This window comes from Streptomyces sp. CLV115 (genome assembly GCF_038448545.1).
Lineage (GTDB): Bacteria > Actinomycetota > Actinomycetes > Streptomycetales > Streptomycetaceae > Streptomyces > Streptomyces sanglieri.
Genome location: NZ_JBCEWQ010000111.1, coordinates 1 through 19,022, shown reverse-complemented (window position 1 = coordinate 19,022; position 19,022 = coordinate 1). Strand labels below are relative to the sequence as shown.

Here is a 19,022-nt window from a genome sequence, read left to right as displayed (position 1 = left end):
GGTCCATGGGCACCGGACCCGCGGGGTGTGCCACCTGGCCGTACGGGCCGGAACGGAAACGCGGCGCACACATCGGCGCCCACGACATCTCACCAGCCCCTGAAAAGTTCAGGTACTCAGGCGACAGGAGCGCCGGAGGTGACCGGTGCGGCTGATCAGTCTGCGGGCTTCGAGGCAGCCGAGCTGGTGGGCGACGGAGCTCGTGCTGAACAGGCCGACCCGCTCGCCGATCTGCCGGACGGACGAGCTCTCGCCGGTCTCCGCGGTCCAGTCCCGGATCGCCGCCAGGATCGCTTCCTGCCGGGCGGACAAGGTGTCGGGCCGGGTCATGCCGCTCGCGTCCCGCGCTGCCCCTTGCGATGAGCGAGCCGACGCAGCTCGACCCGGGCGGCAGGTGTGCCGAGCGGCGTGGACCAGAACGGATGCCACAGCAGGTAGGCGGAGAGGCGCAGGAGGTGGCGGCGCAGGGCGGTGGTGTGGCGGGGGCGGGGCTGGGCGAGCTGCTGGTAGGTGGCGAGCCAGTCGCGCTGGGCCCGGACCAAGTCGTCGGGGAAGGGGTACGTCATACCCTCATTAGAGCACTTGTTCGATTTCTGGTGCGAGTCGATCGCAATCGATGTACGAGGTCGGCGGCGGGTGGCGTGGTCGCAATGCCGGGGTCGTTGGCAAGCAGACGCGGGATCCCGGAGACGGCGGCGACCACTGCCAGGATGCGGACCTGCTGGTCCGGGGTGAGCCAGTGCGCCGTCTCCTGCACCGTAGATGAGTCCGGCGAGCGTCTCCGCCGTGTCGTCATCGACGCCCCCCTTGCCGTCCTGGTCCACGTCGTCGCAATCGCCGGGGTCAGTCGTCGCAGTCGCCGGGGTCAGGGGATGCCATCGCCTTCTCAACGACGTCGGCAAACGGGCCGACGATCCACCAGCCGGCCTCGGGGGCGGGCAGGGCCCGGTCGACCGGCGGCCGCAGCTGCGGCCAGGAGCTCGGCCTCGCCCTCCCACGGCTCGCGCGGAACCGGATCGGCCTGCTCGACGGAGAGACCAGGGATCGTCATGCCGACCGTCGCCGTCATCGGTCACTTCTGCGGTCCCCACTGGAAGCAACCGTCCAGCCACCAGGGCAGCCCTCTCCGGGGACGAGCGCGGGCCTCCAGGCGGTCCCGCCGTTCGTAGAGGGCGCGGACGAGGCGGGCACAGTTCTGTACACAGCGCAAGGTGCCCTCCAGCTTCGCGGACAGCCGGCCTTCTGCCTCGCGCAGGACGATGTCGACGAGCGCCTTGGGCCCGCTGCTCTTCGGCAGCCGGTCGGCGCGGCGTCGGACGTCGGAAGCGATGGGGCGGGCGCGACCGGTCGGCTGGAGGGCGATCTACTTCAAGTCGCGTGTCGTAAGGGGTCCACGCCGGTCCACGCGAGAGCGGCCTTGACGAGGCATTCGTACGGGTCACGGTCGCGCGGGAGCCCGGCTTCGATCAGCCCGTCGGGGTCGTACAGGACTGTGTGTGCTGGCGGGCCCGGCTGCGGTGGCGGTCTCGCGCGGGTGGCCGGCGGTCATCGCGGGGTGTCCTCGCCGGCTTCGGCCCCGCCGTCGTGGTCCTCGGTCCGCTGGGCGAGGAACCGGGCGAAGCCGCGGCCTGCGCGGGCCAGCAGGGCTGGAGAGGGGACGCCGTTTGCGGGCGGCTGAAGGCCACGGCCCTTGGGGCCGGGGCAGCGGTGTCCGTGTGCGCGCATGCGGCCCCGCCTCTCCCGCCTGGTGGTCCGTCGGTGCCTTCGACGCTACGCAGCTGTCCACCGCACTCTCAACAAAGGTGCGGGTAGTTGCGGAGGTTCACTCCAGGGCGTCGATCGCGCCCCGGATCAGGGCTCGGTCCGCGTCGCCGTACATGGCCATCTCCGCAAGGCCGGTGAACGCTTTCGCGTAGTCGGCGAGCTCGCGCGGCTGGGCCACCTTGATCTCGGCCGTCGGCGTCTCCACCACGGCCATGGTGTCGTCGTGGACGTAGAACGCCTCCAGCGGCCATACGGTGCGCCGTGCGGTGGACGGGATGATGCCGAGCGAGACGGAGGCGAGCGGGATCACGGCCAGGAGGTGGCGCAGCTGCCCGCGCATGGCTTCGGGGACGGCCGTTTGGTAGCGCAGGACGGATTCCTCCATGAGGAATCCGTAGCGGTGGCCGCCCTCATAGAGGAAGCGGCAGCGGGCGATCCGGGCGGCGACCGCTTCGGTGACGTCGTCGGGGGTGCTCTGGAAGGCGGTGATCTGTTCCATGAGGGCGGTGGCGAAGCCGAGGGTCTGGAAGAAGCCCGGCGGCACGTTGGAGACATGGACCCGGCAAATTCGGGTCTGCTCGTGCAGGGTGTTGAACCGGGTCAGGCCGGCGGCATGGGTCGCATGCAGCGGGAGCTCCTGCCGTTTGCCGAGCGTGACTTCCAGCGCGGCATCCGGGCCGGCGGGGCGGGTGTCCCAGGAGAGGCCGTGGGTCAGTGTGCGGAGCGCCTCGTGCAGGTCGTGCAGCGTCTGGGCGCCTGACAGCTGGATGCGGGCCGTGAGCACGAAGTCGGTGGCCGCAGCGAAGGACACCGACGCGATCGGCCGGGCGAGCGGCCCGGTCCGGCCCACGGATCCGGGGTGTGTGCTGGAGCCGGGCCAGGGCGTGCCACAGGCTGCCCGGCAGGTCCGGGACGGTCTCTTCTCTGCTGCGTCTCATAGGCCCTGTCTACGGCCCGGTACCGGCGCGCGGCCGTGTCCCGACCATTATTTGTCCCGAGCGGTGGGGTTCCGACTTCCAGGGGGCCGTCCCGCAGCGCGGGAAGCCGGTCAAGAGGACAGAGCCTCGGGGCTGGCCCGGGTGTCGCGGTGCGTGCCAGCCCTGCGAGGTCAGTTCCTGCCGGCGGGGCGGGCGTCCAGCTCCATGCGCATACGCCCCGCGATGGGCTGGTACCGCTGGACGAAGGAGGGATCCTTCAGCTGGTCAGGCTCGGCACGCAACAGCCGCGTGATTGATCGAGAGTATCCGCTTCATCACCAGCAACGTGGCGCTGCTGATCGCCCACGGACACATCGAGTATCTGGACCACCGATCCGGCGACGGTATCAAGCTCACTTTCCACTCCCTGGTCACCCAGCAACTCGGGGGCCGTTGGCTGTTCACCGCCTGCCAGAACACACCCCTCGGCGGCCCCTGGCCAGGGGCGCACTCAGCGACTCGTGGGGTGGCCCGCGAAAGCAGCTGTGACTGAACAGCTCGCGCCAAGGTAGCCGCGCAAGTTCAGTCGTCAGTGAGTCCTTTGCGAATTCGATTGTGCAGGGAGTGCAGTGCTTGCCGGAGTTCGCACGGTTCGATGTCTGTGATGTCGGCGTCGAAGGTGAGGAGAAGGCCCGCAAGTCCTGGCCATGACCAGGCTCCGAGGGTGAGTCGGCAACTGTCCTCGGTGTCGTACTCAATTGTTGATCCGCCGGGTGCGAACCGGGCGACGGTGGACGCTGGCAGGGCGAGGATTGCCGTTCCGCGGCATGGCCATTCGGCTGCGGCGTCTCCACGGTCGTGGGTGGTCATGACGAAGCTGACGGGATCGTTGTGCGGGATGTCGCGTCGGTCGAAGGGGGTGTGCGTGGGTAGGCGTGGTGTGATGCGGTCCAGGCGCATCACGCGCCATCCGTGTGCGTCCCGGTCGAAGGCGACGAGGTACCAGCGGGCCGCCCAGACCACGAGGTCGTGCGGTTCCAGGGTGAGGGCGACGGGTTCGCCGTCGCCGGTGTACTCCACGCGGACGAGGTGTCGGCGGTTGATCGCGCTGCCGATGGTGCGGACGATCTCGGCGTGGATCGGTGGCGCGGGGAACTCCCAGTAGTTGCGGGCAGCGGAGACGGTGAACGCTTCGGCGTGGACGCGGCTGCGCGCGGGCATCGCCTGATGCAGTGTGGCGAGGGCGCGGGCTGAGTTCTCGCGGATGCCGGAGAGGATCGTGGGGACGGTCTGAAGCGCGACGGCCGCAGCGACAGCCTGGTCTTCATCAAAGACAACCGGCGGCAGGCGGGTCGCGCGGCCAAGTCGGTACCCGCCACCGGCTCCGCGGACGGCTTCGATCTCGTACCCGAGGCCTCTGAGCGTGTCGATGTCACGGCGCACGGTTCGCACCGACGCCCCGAGCCTGGTGGCGAGTTCCTGAGCGCTCAGGGTCACGCCGGTCCCAAAGATCGACAGCAGCTTGAGCGTCCGCGCGGAGGTAGTAGCCATTGCCCCCGATTCTCCCACCCAAAGCGGCCACTCGGTGGCAACTATGGCTGTCATCGTGGCCGCCATGACCGATTCACCGAGCCCCCGAGAGGGCAGCCGCGCATCTGACGCTTTCACGACACTCATCGCCGGCGCCGGCGTGACCACGGCGCTCCTGGTGGTACTCGTCGGTTCATTCATGGACCTTCTCGACGCGACGATCGTCACCGTCGCGGCCCCGGCGATAGCCCAAGACCTGGGGTCTGGCGACGCTCAGATCCAGTGGACGATCGCCGCCTACGTCCTCGCCATGGGCGCGGGCCTGATCACCGGCGGGCGGCTCGGTGACCAGTACGGCCGCAAACGGCTGTTCATGATCGGGCTGTCCGGGTTCATGGTCACCTCCGCGCTGTGCGCGCTGGCCGTCGATCCCGGAATGCTCATCGGCATGCGCGCCGGGCAAGGACTGACCGCGGGGATTATGGTCCCGCAGGTGTTCGGGATCATCCGCGCATCGTTCGCCCCGGGGCAGCGTGCCAAGGCCTTCGGCGCCTACGGGGCCGTCCAGGGCCTCGCCTCGGTCGCCGGCCCGCTGCTGGGCGGACTGCTCGTCGACACCAACCTGTTCGACCTGGGATGGCGCACCATCTTCTGGGTCAACGTGCCGGTCTCGGCCCTGGCGCTCATCATCGGCGCGAAGATTCTGCCCGAGTCCCGGTCGGCCTCGACCGCACGACTGGACCTGTTGGGCGCTGTTCTCGCGGCCTCGGGCATCCTCCTGTTGCTGCTGCCGGTCATCCAGACCGAGACGTGGGGGTGGCCCTGGGCCAGCTACGCCCTGCTAGCGGCCGGGATCATCGTGCTCGCGATCTTCCTGGCCTACGAACGCCGCCTTGCCCGAGGTGGCAGCGAACCCGTCTTCGACCCGGCGCTGCTCCGAATCCGCGCCTTCGCGGGCGGTCTGAGCGCTTCGGTGCTCTTCTTCGGCGGTATCGGGCCGTTCTTCCTCACCCTGTCGGTCTACCTGCAAAACGGCACCAGCCGGACCTCGCTGGAGACCGGCCTGGTCATCCTGCCCTACGCGCTCGGCTCGATCGTCACCTCCGGCCTCGGCGTCGCCCTGGCCGCCAAGGCCGGCAGGGTCCTGCTGATCACCGGCTCACTCACCATCGCGGCATCTCAGCTCGTCCTATGGGCCATCACCAGGGACGGCAACAACCCCGGATACTGGCTTCTCGCCCTCGCCCTGTTCATCGGCGGCCTCGGGCTCGGCCTGGCCGCACCCATCCTCGTCAACGTCGTCCTCGCCGGCGTCCCAGGACGTAACGCAGGCGCCGCCGGGGGCGTGCTCTCCACCGTCAACCAGATCGGCGCCGCCATCGGCATCGCCGTCCTGGACACGATCTTCTTCACCACGGCCACCGAATCAGACACCGGCGCGCCGGCCCTGCCTGACTACAGTCACGCATTCAGTATCGTCCTGATCATCTCCGCCGTCCTCTACGCGATCACCGCACTGGTGATGCTCGCCCTTCCGAAAGTCGCAGCCGCCCACACCGAGTAGAGACGCACACTGGGCGAACCTCGTCGGGCAGACGGTCTCCGGCATGGACCGGCGCGGTCATGCTCCCGCTCGCCGGATGGGCGGCGGCACCGCGAGGGAGATCACCGCATCCGTAGCGAGACGGGCATCCGCCGGGGCGGGCGACCCCACGCCGATGCGGCTTGACCGGCCCGGCGATCTTGCCGGGCCGGGGCCTGAGGGCTGTCCGGCAATCCCTGGTGGATCAGCGTGCGGCGTCGGAAGCGGTGCATCGCAAAGCTGCGTCGGCGTCGGCGTCGAAGGAGCCGTCGCCCTTCCTGTTCCGGGCGCCTGCGGCGACTTGCCTGTCTTGTCCCCAGAGCCTCCCCTTATTCGGGCCCTCTCCGCTTTCTCGACTTCCTTCGCCAAGGCGGTGACAGCGTAAGGGCCCGGGTGCGTCCCGGCCGCGTCGTAATGAGCTCGGACGGCGGTGGAGTCCACGCTGACCAGGGACAGGTCGACCTCACCCCGTTTTGCAGCTTCCGCGATCACCCCACCGAGAAGGGCCTCGAAGACACCGGCGTCCCTCCACTGCCAGAAGCGGTTGTGGACAGTCGACCAGGCGTCGAACTCCCTCGGCATTTCCCTCCACTGGCTGCCCATTTCGAACCGCCGGATCACGCCTTCGAACTGCTGCCGCAGCCGTTCAGGGTACGGACCGTACTCGCCGATCGACAGGTACGACTCGATGAACTCCTGTTCGAAATCTGCCAGTTGTATCGCTTCACACACCACGATCCACCGGACAAGGCCACAACCGCGAGGGCGAAACCCACAAACTGATCGCACCCGATACGCGCGCTAGCCGTACGGGTTGAGTGCCCAGAAGCGGACGGTATCGCTGCGACGGTCGAACCACAGTTTGGTGGAGTCACCGCTGCTGTCGCGGTCGAGCTCGTGCGACCGGACCCACTGAGGGTTCTCCGGCCCCGCGCCCTTGAGCGGCTTCTCGAACCACGAGGAGAAGTCATCGGCGGGCCCCCCGGAGACGAAGGCGTGGGCCGCCGTCAGCTCGGCAAGTTTCCCCGGCGTCAGCCGGGCGAAGCCCGAAATCACCAGCTCCGACGATGGTATGCCCCGGTCGTTGTCCCGGCTGCTCACCCACTTGGCGTCGGTGAGAGGACCCAGCGGCGGGAACGCCCGCTCCAGCGGTGCGGTGTCGGTGTGCCAGTCCCCCTTGGCCCCGTTCGCCACCTGACGCAGGGACCACCAGGCGGGTAGAACCGCCAGCCCCGCCCCGATCCCGACAAGCTTCCGCCGCTCCAACCCGATTCCCCTCAGACCTGACCTCGGGGGCACCTTATCTGGCTCAAGCACCTCACCCGGACCACCTATTGATCACAACCAAATACGCTCCCTAAGGGCTGTCCCGTATGGCGATGGATCTCGTGACACGTCTCCACCTCCTGTCGAGTGCACACCCGTTGGGCATCCTGACTGCCGATGAGAGGATCACAGCCTGTCCGGATCAGGGCGTTGATGAGGTCGAACGGTGGAGGCGTGCAGTGGAGCTGGGAACAGTGGTCGTCACTGGGGCGGCAGGGAACATCGGCTCAGTCGTGCGACGGGTGTTGCGCAGCGAGGTGAGCCGCCTGGTCTTGCTCGACCGCGTTCCGCTCCGGGTCGAAGCCGCGAACGAGGTGGTTCAGAGCGTCGATCTTCGGGACGCGGCCGCCGTCGAGGCTGCGCTCGCGGGTGCGGACGCCGTGCTTCATCTGGGCGGCCTGCCGGACGAGGCGCCGCTTGAGGATCTTTTGGACGCGAATGTGCTGGGCACCCACCATGTCCTGGAAGCCGCCCGCCGTGGGGCGATTCCGCGGGTTGTGCTGGCCAGCAGCAACCGCGTGAGCGGGTTCTATCCCATGGCCCATCGCACGGGCCCACAGGAGCCGGTGCGCCCCGACGGCCTGTACGGGGTGAGCAAGGCAGCGATCGAGGCCCTGGGGCGGCTGTACGCGGACAAGTTCGGTGTGTCCGTGATCTGCCTGCGCATCGGCAGCTTCGAGGAGGCACCCACCGAGTCGCGCCACCTGGCGACTTGGCTCAGCCCGCGTGATGCCGTCGGTTTCTGCCGCGCCGCGCTGAGTGCTCCGCTCTCCACGCGCTTTGCCACGGCGTACGCCGTCTCTGCCAACACCCGCCGCTTCTGGGAACTCCCCGCGGAATCCGAACTGGCCTACACACCCATCGACAACGCCGAAACACATGCGTCGCACATCACTGACGCCGATGTCCCTGCCGATCCCGAAGCCCCGCAGGCCGGCTCGTATGCCCTGCCCGAGTTCACGTTGAAACACATCCAGCCCTGACCTGCCCTTGGCCCCATGCTGGGGCGTTGCGGTGCTCATCGAAGTGAGGAGCCAACGCCAGCAACGGGGCGTGAGTCATCCGGTGAGGGCGAAGTTGTGCAGTCGAACGATGCCGGGCATCGCGGTGTGAATGCCGTCGCCCTTCAGACGGCAGTCGCGCGGTTTCGGTAGTCGCCGATCGCCTGATCCGGGTGCCGCAGAAGGTCCCAGCGGACGTGAGCCAGGGCACGCTCGCCAGGGACGGGCCGGCCGTGCCGCCGAGGAACTGCTCCCGTGCGGGCACGAAGTCGCCTGAATACAGTCCGTGCAGGTAGAGCAGCGGCAACGCCTCGTTGATCTTCGGGGACTTGCGGCACCACTGCGGCAGGTTCCTCAGAAGAACCGCTTGCGCTCACCGATGGCGCGTCCACACGCCGGTCGTTTCACCCGTGGCGCGGTGACCTCGGCGTGACCTGCCGCAGCGACACGGTGCGGGGCCGGTGACGGCCGTTGCGGACGGCGGTCGCCGGCCCCGCTCGTCCGTTTCGGAGGCCAACTCAGCTCTGCACTGGTTGGCTTCCGCTTCCAGTGCGGCAGCCGGCATACGCCGGGCCCCCTCGCGGACGATCTCGTCGATCAGAGAGCCGGACCAGGTGGATCCGTCGGCAGTCGCTGCTGCTGAGCACAGGCATGCCTTCCGACCCGCGCTGCACCGCAGGCCTACTCGATGACCATGCACGGGATCATTCGGGAAGGTACGCCTTCCATGTCCTTCCCGGATCCGATCCACAGGTCCTGAGCACGGCTCGGTGTCCTTGCGCGCCGACCCTGCCCGCGAAACAGACGGTGTCGGATCAAGACGCTTCGCGGACCTCTCGGCTCAGCAGACGGCAGAGCCAACGGAATCGGGTCCGGCGGGCGTCTCGGGAGACTTCGGCGTGTGGCGCCAGTTGGTCGAAGCCGTGAAAGCCGCCTGCCCATATGTGCAGTTCAGCATCTCCGCCGACTTGCCAGATGCGCGTCGCGTACTGGATGGATTCATCACGAAAGGTCTCCGCGGAACCGGCGTCGACATAGGCGGGTGGCAACTGGGACAGGTCCGCTGCGCGGGCGGCCGCGGCGTAGTACGAGACCTGCGAGACTTCCCGGTCCTTGCCGAGAAGAGCGGTCCAGCCCAGGCTGTTGGCATGGCGGTCCCACACGCCCAGTCCGGTCATCTGGTGTGCTGAGGCAGTGTCGTTGCGGTCGTCGAGCATGGGACACATCAGCAACTGGCCAAGGATTCCAGGACCTTTGCGGTCGCGGGCCATCAGGGCCAAAGAAGCCGTGAGACCTCCACCGGCGCTGCCGCCGGCAGCGATGACACGTTGGCGGTCCAGACCGAGTGTGTCGGCGTGACGGGCAAGCCACAGCAACCCGGCGTAGCAGTCCTCGATCGCTGCTGGGTACGGGTGCTCGGGTGCCAGCCGATAGCCGACGGATACGACCGCCAGCTCAAGGGGCTCAGCCCACTCGTGGAGGATCGTCTGCATTCCGGTGCGGTTGGATCCGCCGATCATGCCTCCGCCGTGCATGTGGTAGACGACCGGCGCTTGTTGGCGTAGGCCGGTAGGGCGTGCGAAGAGGAGTGACACGTCCGGTGCTCCGTCCGGACCGGGGGCGAGGAACTCTTGGACCTCGAACCTGCCGTGGTCGCGCAGCTCCTTGAGTGAAGGGTCTGTCGTGGCGAGTTGCGCACGCCACCGGGGGATGTCGTCGACCGACGTCGGCGCGTTCTGCCGGGGCGCACCCAGGTTCTCCAACTCCGCGTTGAGTTCGGCAGCGAAGGGCACGGGTGGGGCCGTGAGCCGCGTCTGGTTTCGGTTGCTGTTCATACGTACTTCGTCCTCTGGATGTGTTCGCCGAAGATCTCGGAATGGAGTGGACAATGCTGTGATCCAGCTGCAACGCCGTGCCTGAAGAACGGTTGATCGGTTGGCTGTCGCAGAGAGCGTTGATGCCGAGCACCTCCAGGTCACGCGGCCGTATCCGACACTCACCGAACTCGCTGTGGAAGATGGCGGAGCCCCGCAGGTGAAGACGAGGCGCACCCAGCCGTACGCCACGGGCGCCACGGCACCGGGAGGCGTGTGACGGCGTGCATGGATCGGCGCGTGGACAACAGCGTGCGAAGGAGGAGGCGGGTCAATCATGTGAGAGGACCCGCCTCCTGGCTCGCTCGCCGTAATGCCCGATCCGGGACGGTCAGATGCCCAGGTCTCGGCGCTGATGCATCCGTCCGTTGCTGTCGAGCTCGATGACGGTGTCGACGCCGATACGTTGGAGGAACGCGAAGTCGTGGCTGACGACGAGGAGCGCGCCGCGGTACGCATCGAGGGCTTCGGCAAGTTGCTCGACACTGGCGATGTCGAGATTGTTCGTCGGCTCGTCCAGGATCAGCATCTGGGCAGGCGGCGCGGCCAGGAGAAGCCGGGCGAGCGAGACCCGGAATCGCTCCCCGCCGGAGAGCGTGCGGACGGGGCGGTCCACACTGTCACCGCGAAGGAGCAGCCGGGCGAGCTGGTTGCGGATGGTGCCGGCCGGCGTGCCCGGGGCGACATCCTGCACGTTCTCCATCGCGCTGGCATCGTCGTCGAGCCCATCGAGGCGTTGCGGGAGGAAGCCGATGAGTGTGGTGACAAGGCGGCCGTGCGGTCGCCCCGGAGCCGGCTCGACACGCTGAACGAGCTGCTCGATCAGGGTCGACTTCCCGGCACCGTTCGCGCCGACGAGCGCCACCCGTTCCGGGCCCTGGATCACCACGGTTCGGCCCTCATCCTCCAGTTCCGCCAGCCGCCGTCCGCGTGGGACGTCCGGATCTGGCAGGACGAGATGGATGTGCTCCTCGTCGCGGACGCGTGCGTCCGCGACATCGACGGCGGCCTGTGCGGCTTGGACCTTGCTGTCGAGAGTGGAGCGAAGTGTTCCCGCGGAAGCCTGAGCCTTGCTGGCGCGGTTCCCGGCCAGGATCTTCGGGATGCCGCCGTCCTTCTGGGTCTTCTTCCCCGTCCGCTCACGGCGCGCCAGCTTCGTCTCCGCCTCGATGCGTTGCCGTTTTTCGACCTTGAGCGCCTGCTGAGCCGAGCGTGCGGCCTGCGCTGCGGCCGCCTGCTCCTGCTCCTGGTGCTCCTTCCACGCACTGTACGGGCCTCCGAACGTGTCCAGGGTGCCGCCGTAGAGCTCGGTGGTGTTGTCCATGTGCTCCAGCAGTTCGAGGTCATGGCTCACAACGACGAGCGTCCCGGGCCACTGGTCGACGAACTCGGCAAGCTTGGCGCGCGTGGCGCGGTCGAGATTGTTGGTGGGCTCGTCGAGCAGCGTGATCGGGGTGCGACGGATGCGCAGTCCGGTGATCGCGATGAGCATTCCCTCTCCGCCGGAGACCTGGGCCACGCGGCGACCGAGGTCTGCGGCGGAGAACCCGATCTGATGCAGCGCTTCGTCGGCACGGGACTCGATGTCCCAGTCGTCACCGATCGCATCGAAGTGGCGTTGGTCGACCTCGCCGCACTCGATCGCCTTCATGGCATCGAGGATCCTGTGGATGCCGAGCAGCTCGGCGATGGTGGTGTCATGCCGCAGTGTGAGCGTCTGCGGCAGGTAGCCGACCTCCCCCAGGGTGTCGATCTGGCCGGCAGTCGGCTGCAGATCACCGGCGACGAGCCGGAACAGGGTGGACTTGCCGGCACCATTGCGGCCGATCAGCCCGGTTCTACCGGCAGTGAAGGTGCCGTTGACACCGGTGAGCGCGACGGTGCCGTCGGGCCACTCGAAGGTCAGATCGCGCAGCGTGATGGCAGACTTCGTAGACATGGGCAGTGCTTCTTTCTTCTCTCGCCCGTCAACCAACGGGCGTGACGGGGATCAGTTCTGTGTGGTCCGGGGCAGCCCCCGGGGAAGGCGTGGCGAAGTACCTCGCGTGCAATTGCCCGCAGGCGGCGTCGATGCCCGTGCCGAACTGGCGTCGCCTGGTCGCGTGCACGCCACGCGCGGTGAGCCCGCGCACGAAATCGTCCACGCGGGTCGAGGATGGTGCGTGATACTCCGGCGCTGCACCGGCTGCCTCGTTGTAGCGGATGACGCTGACGTGGAACAGATCGGGCCTGGAGCGCTGGTGGACCAGCTCGGCAAGGGCAGCGCGGTGGTCGTCGCTGTCGTTGACGCCGTCAATGAGCAGATAGGCCAGATAGACCTTGCGACGCCTCGTGGCAGCGTGCCGGTCGAGGATGTCGAGGCTCTGCGCGAGCGGGAACGTCTCCTCTAGTGGGATGACCCGCGCCCGCTCCTGCGGAAGCGGCGAGTGCACCGAGAGCGTGATCGTCACCTGCGGGTGCTCATCCACGAGGCGTGCGAGATTCGGTGCGAACCCGACCGTAGAGACCGTCACCCGTCGCGCGGACATGCCGGCGTAGGCGGCATCGGTCAGCAGCGTCAACGCGTCGAACACATGCGGGTTGGCAAGCGCTTCGCCCATGCCCATGAACGCGACGCTGGCTGGCCTCGGCAGGCCAGCGTGCGTCCAACGTGGATGCATCACCTGCGCGACAATCTCGTCCGCCGTGAGGTTGCGGATCAGACCGACTGCCCCAGTGGCGCAGAAGGTGCAGCCCAGACCGCATCCAGCCTGCGACGAGATGCACATCGAGTCCCATCCCGCTCGATAGTGCGAGACGACGGTCTCGATCCGCGCTCCGCTGTCCGATGCGAACAGCACCTTCTCGACCTGCTCGTCCCGTTGCACCTCCAGCGCAGTCAGCGGGTGCAGCCGCGGCCCGAACCGCTCCGCGAGCTCGCCGCGGAGGCGCGCCGGGAGGGCGTGGACGTCTGCGAAGGTCTCGGCCGTCGAGCTCTGCCACGCGGTGATGAGCTGGTGAAACCGGAAGGCGGGCATGCCCGTCTGCGCGAGGTGTTCGCGAATGCGCATCCAACGGCTTCTTGCGGTCAGGACGGTGCTCATGCGTCACCACCCGTAGGAGGCAAGACCTCACGCCCCCGGTAGAAGCCGCAGTGCCGCCAGGCGCGATGCGCGGGGGTGGCCTTGCCGCAGGCGGGATTCGTACAGGTGGTGAGGGCCGGAGTACCGGCCTTCCAGTGCGCTCGGCGATGACGAGTGCGGGAACGCGAGGTGCGATGTTGCATGGCGATGCCCTTCGTGAACGGGTTGTGTGAGCCAGCGGAACTGGCAGGACAACCGACCACGGGGCCATGTGTCGATGCGGCGAGAGGTGCGAGCGGAACCGGCAAAGAGCCACGCTCCAGCGGCATGGGAGCCGCTAAACGAATGCCGGGCAGGAGGAGGTTGCCTACCTGGCAGGTCGTATTCGCACGTTCGCAGTCATGCACCCGGGACCGAGGTCGGTGCAATACGAACGTGCCGGCGAGATTCACGCGGCGGTGTCAACACCTGGAAGGGCGGACTCACGCGCGTATGTTGGGAATCAATCGTTCACTGATGTGGACGATGCCCACACCAGTGAAAGCCACCGGCAGTTCGGTGGCTAGAACCTGTCTACCTCAATCAGTCCCATGCACGCCATCGTATCAGCCTTGCATTGCCAGTGAGTACGCCTGTTCCGCGTTCGTGACCGTGCCGGACGGGCCGGGGCGCAATGTGAACACCACATGTGTGGCGGGTCCGGATGGCGGGCTGCCGAGGAGTTCCTCGTGGTGGGCGTCCGCGAACGCCGCATTGCGGGTGGCATTCCAGTACGCGTCACGGGGACGGTTCCCGTGACCGATGTGATCCAGCAGCGCTGCAGCCCTCGCATGCCGATCCTTCGTGCAGTCGTGCACGAAGTCGTGAATAGCGGGCGGCAGGACGAGCCGTGCTGCGCCGTGCAGTGGTTGGGCCCTCGGATCCACAGGCACCGGTGTGACGGGCCGGAAGGCGGCCGTGTGCAGGACCGCTTCCGTTTCGAGGTGCTCGCCGTAGCGGGAGACGGCATCCTGATGGCCGTCCAGGCTTTAGAAAGTGCGAAGACCTGCTCACCCAACTGCACGCCGCCGAGGCCAAACCACCCCACAGCCCCGAGACCGGACCCGGCGTCAGCCGCTCCTCGCTCAAGGCGGACCTGGCCAACAGCCAGGAGCGATGCACTCGTCTGGCCACGCGTGCTCAGCAGCTGGAGAAACGTCTCTCGCTAGCACTGGGCGAGCAAAGGTGGCGCGAGACGGTCTCGGCGCTCCTGACGACGTCGAAGAACTCAAACAGCGGATCATCCTCCTGGAACAGGAGAAGGCCACCCTCGACCTGCAGCTCGACGAACGCACGCCTACCTCCGCTGGCTCAGCACGAACGCCTGCCACCCCGACGTGCTGGCCGCCCAACGCCGCGAACACGCGTGCACCCGCAGGGAGAAGGGCATCCGCTGGGGCGGCCGAAGTCAGGCAGCCGCTGCCAAAAACTACCCCGCGCTCCCCGGCGGCCACGCACTACGGTGGGATACATGTCCAAGCCCTCCGTGCGGGATTTCTACGACGATTTGGCCCACGATTACCACCTGATGTTCCGGGACTGGGACGCAAGCATGGCCTACCAGGCCGAGGTATTGGGCGGGCTCGTCCGCCAATCTCTCGGCGTGGGACCACACACCGTCCTGGACTGCTCGTGCGGGATCGGCACCCAGGCCATCGGGCTGGCCCTGTCCGGGCACCAGGTCGTCGGCAGCGACCTGAGCCCGGTCGCCGCCGCGCGGGCCGCCACCGAGGCGGCGGCCCGTGGCAGCCGGCTTCCGGCCGCTGCGGCTGACATGCGCCGACTTCCGTTCAGAGAGACGTCATTCGATGTCGTCCTCTGCGCGGACAACTCGCTCACGCACCTACTCTCCGGGCAAGATCTCCGGACGGCACTCCTCGGCATGAGACGGGTACTCCGAGACGACGGCCTGTTGATGATCACCGTCCGGTCCTATGACGAGATGCGCCAGACCAGACCCACGTCGACATCTCCCCAGGTCTCGCAAACACGCGACGGCCAAGCGATCACCTTCCAGCTCTTCCCCGCAAAGGACACCTGGCAGGTCCAAGTCCGCCAGACCACCCACTGGGCGCTGACGCCCCCGCAGCTGACGGAGTTCGTGGCTGAAGCCGGCTTCACCAACATCGCCTGGCACAGTCCGGCCTCCAGCGGGTACTACCAGCCCGTCCTCACCGCACAGCGCGCTCCCTCAGCGCAGTAGCCCAGACATCGGCCCCGCCCCGCCCAACCTTCCGTTCACCCATGGCAAACCGGTGAACGTTGCGGGTCACAGCACTGGCATGTGTTCCCATCGAAATTGCGCGAGAATGAGCCCGCCATGGACCAGATCCGTGCTGACCTCACCGCCGTGACCGGCATCGCGGCGCTCACCGACTTTGCAGATACGGCGCCGTATCACCTGCTGGTCACGCCGCCGCGGGGGGCACACGGGCGCACCGAGGGGATCAATATGGCGACGATCACGGTGGACGTGGCGGTTCCCGACGCGCTGCGGCCGGTCGTGGATGTGGCGGCGTTGCCGGCGGCCCTCGGTGAAGCGGGGCCGGCGTGGCTGGTGCTGTCCGAGGACGGACGGCTGGCGCGGTGGACACCGACGACCGGCGAGGTGCAGGACGTGGCCCGGTATCGGGAGGAGAGGCTGGCGTCCGAATACGGTGGCGGCGTTCGACTGCGGCTTCATGCGTCTCGATGTGGCCGTTGGGCGGCGGTGGTTCAAGATTGCGGTCGGTACGGCATCGTCGTCGATCTCACCACCGGTTCGCCGGCGTTGAAGTTGGACGGCGGGGATTACTGCTGTGAAACCGTCCCGTTCGCGTTGGCGTTCGCCGAACACGGTGGCCGGCCGGTTGTCGTCCATCGCACTGACTGGAACCGGTTGGATGTCACCGATCTCGCGTCCGGCGAGGTGCTTACGGCGCGGGACAGCCCGGACAGAGATGAGGAAGATGCGGAGCACGACCTCGATTACTTCCACGGCGCGCTGTCGCTGAGTCCTGACGGGACTCGTGTCTACGACGGCGGCTGGGTGTGGCAGCCGTGGGGGATGCCGGCGGTGTGGAGCCTGACCGCCTGGCTGCGCGACAACCCGTTTGAGTCCGAGGACGGGCCCAGCTATGCGGTGTATCCCGAGGTCTCGGAGTGGAACTGGCCGGTGGTGTGGATCGACGACGGGCGGGTCGCGGTGTATGACCGGGATGCCGCCGGCAACGGTACCGTCCACGTCCTCGACCCCACTTCGATCGAACTGCGTTCGCCGGGCGTCCGATGGATCAAGGCGGTCTCGACGTTCCCTTGGCCGGTCGGCGATTTCAGCTTCTTCACCGATGGAGAGCATCTGCTGATCGCCGACGAGGCCGGTCTGCAGGGCGTCGACATCACCAGCGGACAGCAGGTATTCGCGATCGACGGGTTTCGCCCGGCGCGTCAGGATCGGCATACCGGAACGCTGATCCAGGTCGGCAGCGCCAATGCCCGGTTGTGGACGCCGCCGGAGTGGACTGCGCGCGCCGGCTGAGCTGCCATTTCCGCAGGGTGCCGAGCGCGAGAACATCCGCGAGTCCACGCTGTGAGGGCTCGGCATCGCCTCTCGCAAGGGCGGGCACGGCGGCCGACCGCCGGTCATCACCGACGGCATGCTGCACACCGTGCTGCGGCGCCGCGCGAACGGCGAGTCCGTCGAGCAGATCCTGCCCGACCTGGTCATCCCCACCGGCAAGCGCAATGGGCGCAACCCCTCGATGGCCGGCGTCTACCGGGCACTCGCCGATCAGGCCAAGCGCGAGGCGTACCCCGGAGCTGCCGGGAAGGCGCACGCCGACTGCTCTCTAGGGCTGCGAAGTCCCCCGCCCCGCCTACTACTTGTCATCTCGCCGTAGCTTCGGGAAAACAGGGCCATCACCACCGGAAGGTCGTCAGCGGAACCGCTGATGTCGCCGCCGGCGGCCGGGGCGACCGGCTTGACCATCCGCTCCGTCGCTATCGTGCTGGCATGGGGTGCTGGACGGTGTATGCCCTGCGGGCTGAGGACGGCACGAGCTGGGTCCATGGGGAGAAGTGGGGCATGTGGGATCTCACCGACGCGACCGACCGTGTGCGCCTCGTCGAGACGGTGCTTCGCGGCGGCACGCGCGTGGGTGATGGCCATGACCGCGGTCTCGGTGGCATTCGCTTCTGTCGCGGCGTCGGCCTCGATCTGGTCGCCCGCCGATACCGCTACTACAGCTGTGACCCGCCCGACGTCCACTACCTCGACTGCGACGTGCGGCGACGGGCGATGGCACCGGACTGGGACGGTTGGGACGTGGAGTACGCCTGGGGCGGACGCGAGGACTTCGCCGACATGGTGGCGGGGAAGCCGGTCTTCACCGAGGTCGAGACGGGCCCGGCGCTGCCCGACGCAGTGCCGTTTACATCGCGGGAGGACTGGTTCGTCGGCTGGGATCCCGTCGAGTGGCGGATCTTGGTGCTCCACAGCGAGATCATCGCGGACCTTGTCGCGCCCGCCGAAGCGGTGGTGAGCCTCATCAGGAGTGATCGCACGGTGCTGGACCACCAGCTGGCCATCCGCGAGGTCGTGCCGTGGCTGGCCTGGCACGGCGAGTCCCTCACCGAGACGCTGCCTGCCCATGCTCCGTACCCCATGCCGATGGAAGGGACCGTCGAAGCCGGCGTGGTCATCGACCTCCCCGCGCGCCGACTGCGTTACTGGACCACGAAGCCCGTACCTCCCCGCCTCGCAGCACGCACGGCCGCCACCTGGCCGGGATGGCGCGTTGAGCGGCTGCCGTTCGGCTTCGTCGGCCACCTGGCCGCCACCGGGCGAGACGACCCGGACCTGCTGCTCACCGACACCGAGCTGCGCGACGCACGGTGGGACGAGGACCTCATCGCGATACGGAACACGGACCGGCGCGTGCTGCGCGTCGACCCGAGAAACCTGCGAACACCGCGGGTGGAGGTGGTCGAGGACGGTGAGTAGGAGTTGGCCTCATCTGGCACCGCCCAGTGACAGGACCGCGAGCGGCTTCCCCCGCTTTCACCGCGTGCCAGGCGATCGCAGCCGTGCGAGCCCACACGGCGTGCCCCGGTGCCGCCCCGAGGCACCGCAGGGCCGTCCGAAACGGCCTCCTCGGTGTCCAGTCGGTCGTCGCTCCCGGAGATCTGTTCCCGTCTGGCAGCTGCCAGACGGGCGCGGACGGTCGCGGGCCCGGCTCCTGTGACGGTGGCGATCTGATCGATACTCAGCCTCAGTTTGTGGTGCAGGAGGTGGGCGCCCTCGATGGCGGTGGAGGTGCGGCCGCTGCGGCGTGCGACGGTGCGGGTGAAACCACTGCCATGTCCAGGCCGAGGGGCGCCGTTCGGCGACCACGGAGGTCCAGGTGCCGGCCACGGTCTCGAAGAGCTTCGATGTCGCTGTCCGGACTTCCTCCGTGGGAAGGTGGGCGGCGGCGTAGGCGGGTCGGTGGGGGTCGTAGAACGCGTATTAAGCGTTGGTGTGGACGGCGGGCGACGGTTTCATGGTCAGTGCTTCCTTGTTCTGCCGTTCCTGGTCGGCCGAAGGCATCAGCCGGGGGCGGCGGCCTGGCCCACAGTCGGATGTGGCGTTGCGCCACAGGGGCAGGGCGATTTCGGGCTTGCGCTGCAGTGCGGTCGCGAGCCGGTGGTACACCGTCCATTGCGGCACTCCGGGGCCGTGGAAGAAGACCCGCCGGAGGTCGGCGGCGGTGATGCTGCGCCGAGTGGAGCCGAGGAGCCGGTCCTCGCGGGCAGAGCCTGCGGCGTAGTTCAGGGCCTGGAACTAGTACTGCAACGGTGCTTGCCGTGACTGATGGCCAGGTCAGGGGCTGTGCCCGCGCCGTTTGTAGTGACTGATGCGGGCCTGGTGTTGTCGTCGTCGGCGCCAGGTCGACCAGTGCAGGATGTGC

18 protein-coding genes and 3 pseudogenes are annotated in these 19,022 nt (G+C 68.0%); 8 read left to right on the top strand and 13 right to left on the bottom strand.

The genetic code is table 11. From position 1 onward, the window contains the following. Window positions 1-108: 108 nt before the first annotated feature. The 4 genes from AADR41_RS29650 to AADR41_RS29630 all read right to left on the bottom strand — a co-directional run bounded on the left by AADR41_RS29650 (window position 109) and on the right by AADR41_RS29630 (window position 2,575). A complete protein-coding gene (locus AADR41_RS29650; protein ID WP_342284525.1) occupies window positions 109-330 on the bottom strand; it encodes a LexA family protein in 222 nt (73 codons plus the stop codon). Further along, window positions 327-566: a hypothetical protein gene (locus tag AADR41_RS29645; RefSeq protein WP_342284523.1), complete on the bottom strand. Its 240-nt coding sequence runs from the start codon at window positions 564-566 to the stop codon at window positions 327-329. Before AADR41_RS29645 ends, AADR41_RS29650 begins: the two co-directional genes overlap by 4 nt. Window positions 567-1,545: 979 nt before the next feature. Next, a complete protein-coding gene (locus tag AADR41_RS29635) occupies window positions 1,546-1,725 on the bottom strand; it encodes a hypothetical protein (protein WP_342284521.1) in 180 nt (59 codons plus the stop codon). 97 nt (window positions 1,726-1,822) lie between these two features. Next, a complete protein-coding gene (locus AADR41_RS29630) occupies window positions 1,823-2,575 on the bottom strand; it encodes a DUF5753 domain-containing protein (protein WP_342284519.1) in 753 nt (250 codons plus the stop codon). Between the two features lie 419 nt (window positions 2,576-2,994). Here AADR41_RS29630 and AADR41_RS29625 point away from each other — a divergent pair, with 419 nt between their 5' ends. Continuing rightward, window positions 2,995-3,234 carry a hypothetical protein gene (locus tag AADR41_RS29625; protein ID WP_342284518.1) on the top strand — a complete coding sequence of 80 codons (240 nt, stop codon included), beginning with the start codon at window positions 2,995-2,997 and terminating at the stop codon, window positions 3,232-3,234. A 29-nt stretch (window positions 3,235-3,263) separates the two neighbouring features. Here the strand turns inward: AADR41_RS29625 and AADR41_RS29620 are convergent, their stop codons facing one another. Continuing rightward, window positions 3,264-4,412, bottom strand: coding sequence for a helix-turn-helix transcriptional regulator (locus AADR41_RS29620; RefSeq protein ID WP_342284517.1), 1,149 nt, complete (start codon window positions 4,410-4,412; stop codon window positions 3,264-3,266). Here AADR41_RS29620 and AADR41_RS29615 point away from each other — a divergent pair. Then, entirely contained in the window at window positions 4,411-5,775 is a 1,365-nt protein-coding gene (locus tag AADR41_RS29615) for an MFS transporter (protein ID WP_342284516.1), read from the top strand. The two genes, AADR41_RS29620 and AADR41_RS29615, sit on opposite strands and share 2 nt — an antisense overlap. Window positions 5,776-5,832: 57 nt before the next feature. Here the strand turns inward: AADR41_RS29615 and AADR41_RS29610 are convergent, their stop codons facing one another. Then, on the bottom strand, window positions 5,833-6,525 hold the full coding sequence (locus tag AADR41_RS29610) for a transposase (protein WP_342284515.1): 693 nt from the start codon (window positions 6,523-6,525) through the stop codon (window positions 5,833-5,835). Between the two features lie 69 nt (window positions 6,526-6,594). Continuing rightward, on the bottom strand, window positions 6,595-7,059 hold the full coding sequence (locus AADR41_RS29605; protein WP_342284514.1) for a hypothetical protein: 465 nt from the start codon (window positions 7,057-7,059) through the stop codon (window positions 6,595-6,597). A gap of 239 nt (window positions 7,060-7,298) precedes the next feature. Between AADR41_RS29605 and AADR41_RS29600 the strand changes: the two genes are divergently transcribed. After that, window positions 7,299-8,102, top strand: a complete 804-nt coding sequence (locus AADR41_RS29600) for an NAD-dependent epimerase/dehydratase family protein (protein WP_342284513.1) — start codon at window positions 7,299-7,301, stop codon at window positions 8,100-8,102. A gap of 75 nt (window positions 8,103-8,177) precedes the next feature. On the opposite strand, the pseudogene AADR41_RS29595 reads toward AADR41_RS29600, so the two are convergent. The 6 genes and pseudogenes from AADR41_RS29595 to rpmF all read right to left on the bottom strand — a co-directional run. Next, window positions 8,178-8,261: pseudogene (locus AADR41_RS29595) on the bottom strand (IS5/IS1182 family transposase); the annotation flags it as partial. Window positions 8,262-8,316: 55 nt separating this feature from the next. Further along, window positions 8,317-8,769 (bottom strand): annotated as a pseudogene (locus AADR41_RS42980) (IS256 family transposase); the annotation flags it as partial. A gap of 166 nt (window positions 8,770-8,935) precedes the next feature. Further along, window positions 8,936-9,955, bottom strand: a complete 1,020-nt coding sequence (locus AADR41_RS29590) for an alpha/beta hydrolase (protein WP_342284512.1) — start codon at window positions 9,953-9,955, stop codon at window positions 8,936-8,938. Window positions 9,956-10,325: 370 nt separating this feature from the next. Continuing rightward, entirely contained in the window at window positions 10,326-11,933 is a 1,608-nt protein-coding gene (locus AADR41_RS29585; RefSeq protein ID WP_342284511.1) for an ABC-F family ATP-binding cassette domain-containing protein, read from the bottom strand. A gap of 28 nt (window positions 11,934-11,961) precedes the next feature. Beyond that, the gene (locus tag AADR41_RS29580; protein ID WP_342284510.1) at window positions 11,962-13,077 is read right to left on the bottom strand and encodes a radical SAM protein; all 1,116 of its coding nucleotides are present in this window, start codon (window positions 13,075-13,077) and stop codon (window positions 11,962-11,964) included. Further along, window positions 13,074-13,259: a 50S ribosomal protein L32 gene (rpmF, locus tag AADR41_RS29575; RefSeq protein WP_342284509.1), complete on the bottom strand. Its 186-nt coding sequence runs from the start codon at window positions 13,257-13,259 to the stop codon at window positions 13,074-13,076. Before rpmF ends, AADR41_RS29580 begins: the two co-directional genes overlap by 4 nt. 1,119 nt (window positions 13,260-14,378) lie before the next feature. On the opposite strand from rpmF, the pseudogene AADR41_RS29570 reads away from it, so the two are divergent. The 5 genes and pseudogenes from AADR41_RS29570 to AADR41_RS29550 form a co-directional block, all read left to right on the top strand. Further along, window positions 14,379-14,510, top strand: a pseudogene (locus AADR41_RS29570) (IS630 family transposase); the annotation flags it as partial. A 56-nt stretch (window positions 14,511-14,566) separates the two neighbouring features. Further along, the gene (locus tag AADR41_RS29565; RefSeq protein ID WP_342284508.1) at window positions 14,567-15,298 is read left to right on the top strand and encodes a class I SAM-dependent methyltransferase; all 732 of its coding nucleotides are present in this window, start codon (window positions 14,567-14,569) and stop codon (window positions 15,296-15,298) included. 117 nt (window positions 15,299-15,415) lie between these two features. Beyond that, the gene (locus AADR41_RS29560) at window positions 15,416-16,612 is read left to right on the top strand and encodes a hypothetical protein (RefSeq protein ID WP_342284507.1); all 1,197 of its coding nucleotides are present in this window, start codon (window positions 15,416-15,418) and stop codon (window positions 16,610-16,612) included. Between the two features lie 118 nt (window positions 16,613-16,730). Further along, entirely contained in the window at window positions 16,731-16,973 is a 243-nt protein-coding gene (locus tag AADR41_RS29555) for a hypothetical protein (protein WP_342284506.1), read from the top strand. Window positions 16,974-17,086: 113 nt separating this feature from the next. Then, on the top strand, window positions 17,087-18,076 hold the full coding sequence (locus AADR41_RS29550; RefSeq protein ID WP_342284505.1) for a hypothetical protein: 990 nt from the start codon (window positions 17,087-17,089) through the stop codon (window positions 18,074-18,076). The last annotated feature ends 946 nt before the right edge of the window (window positions 18,077-19,022 follow it).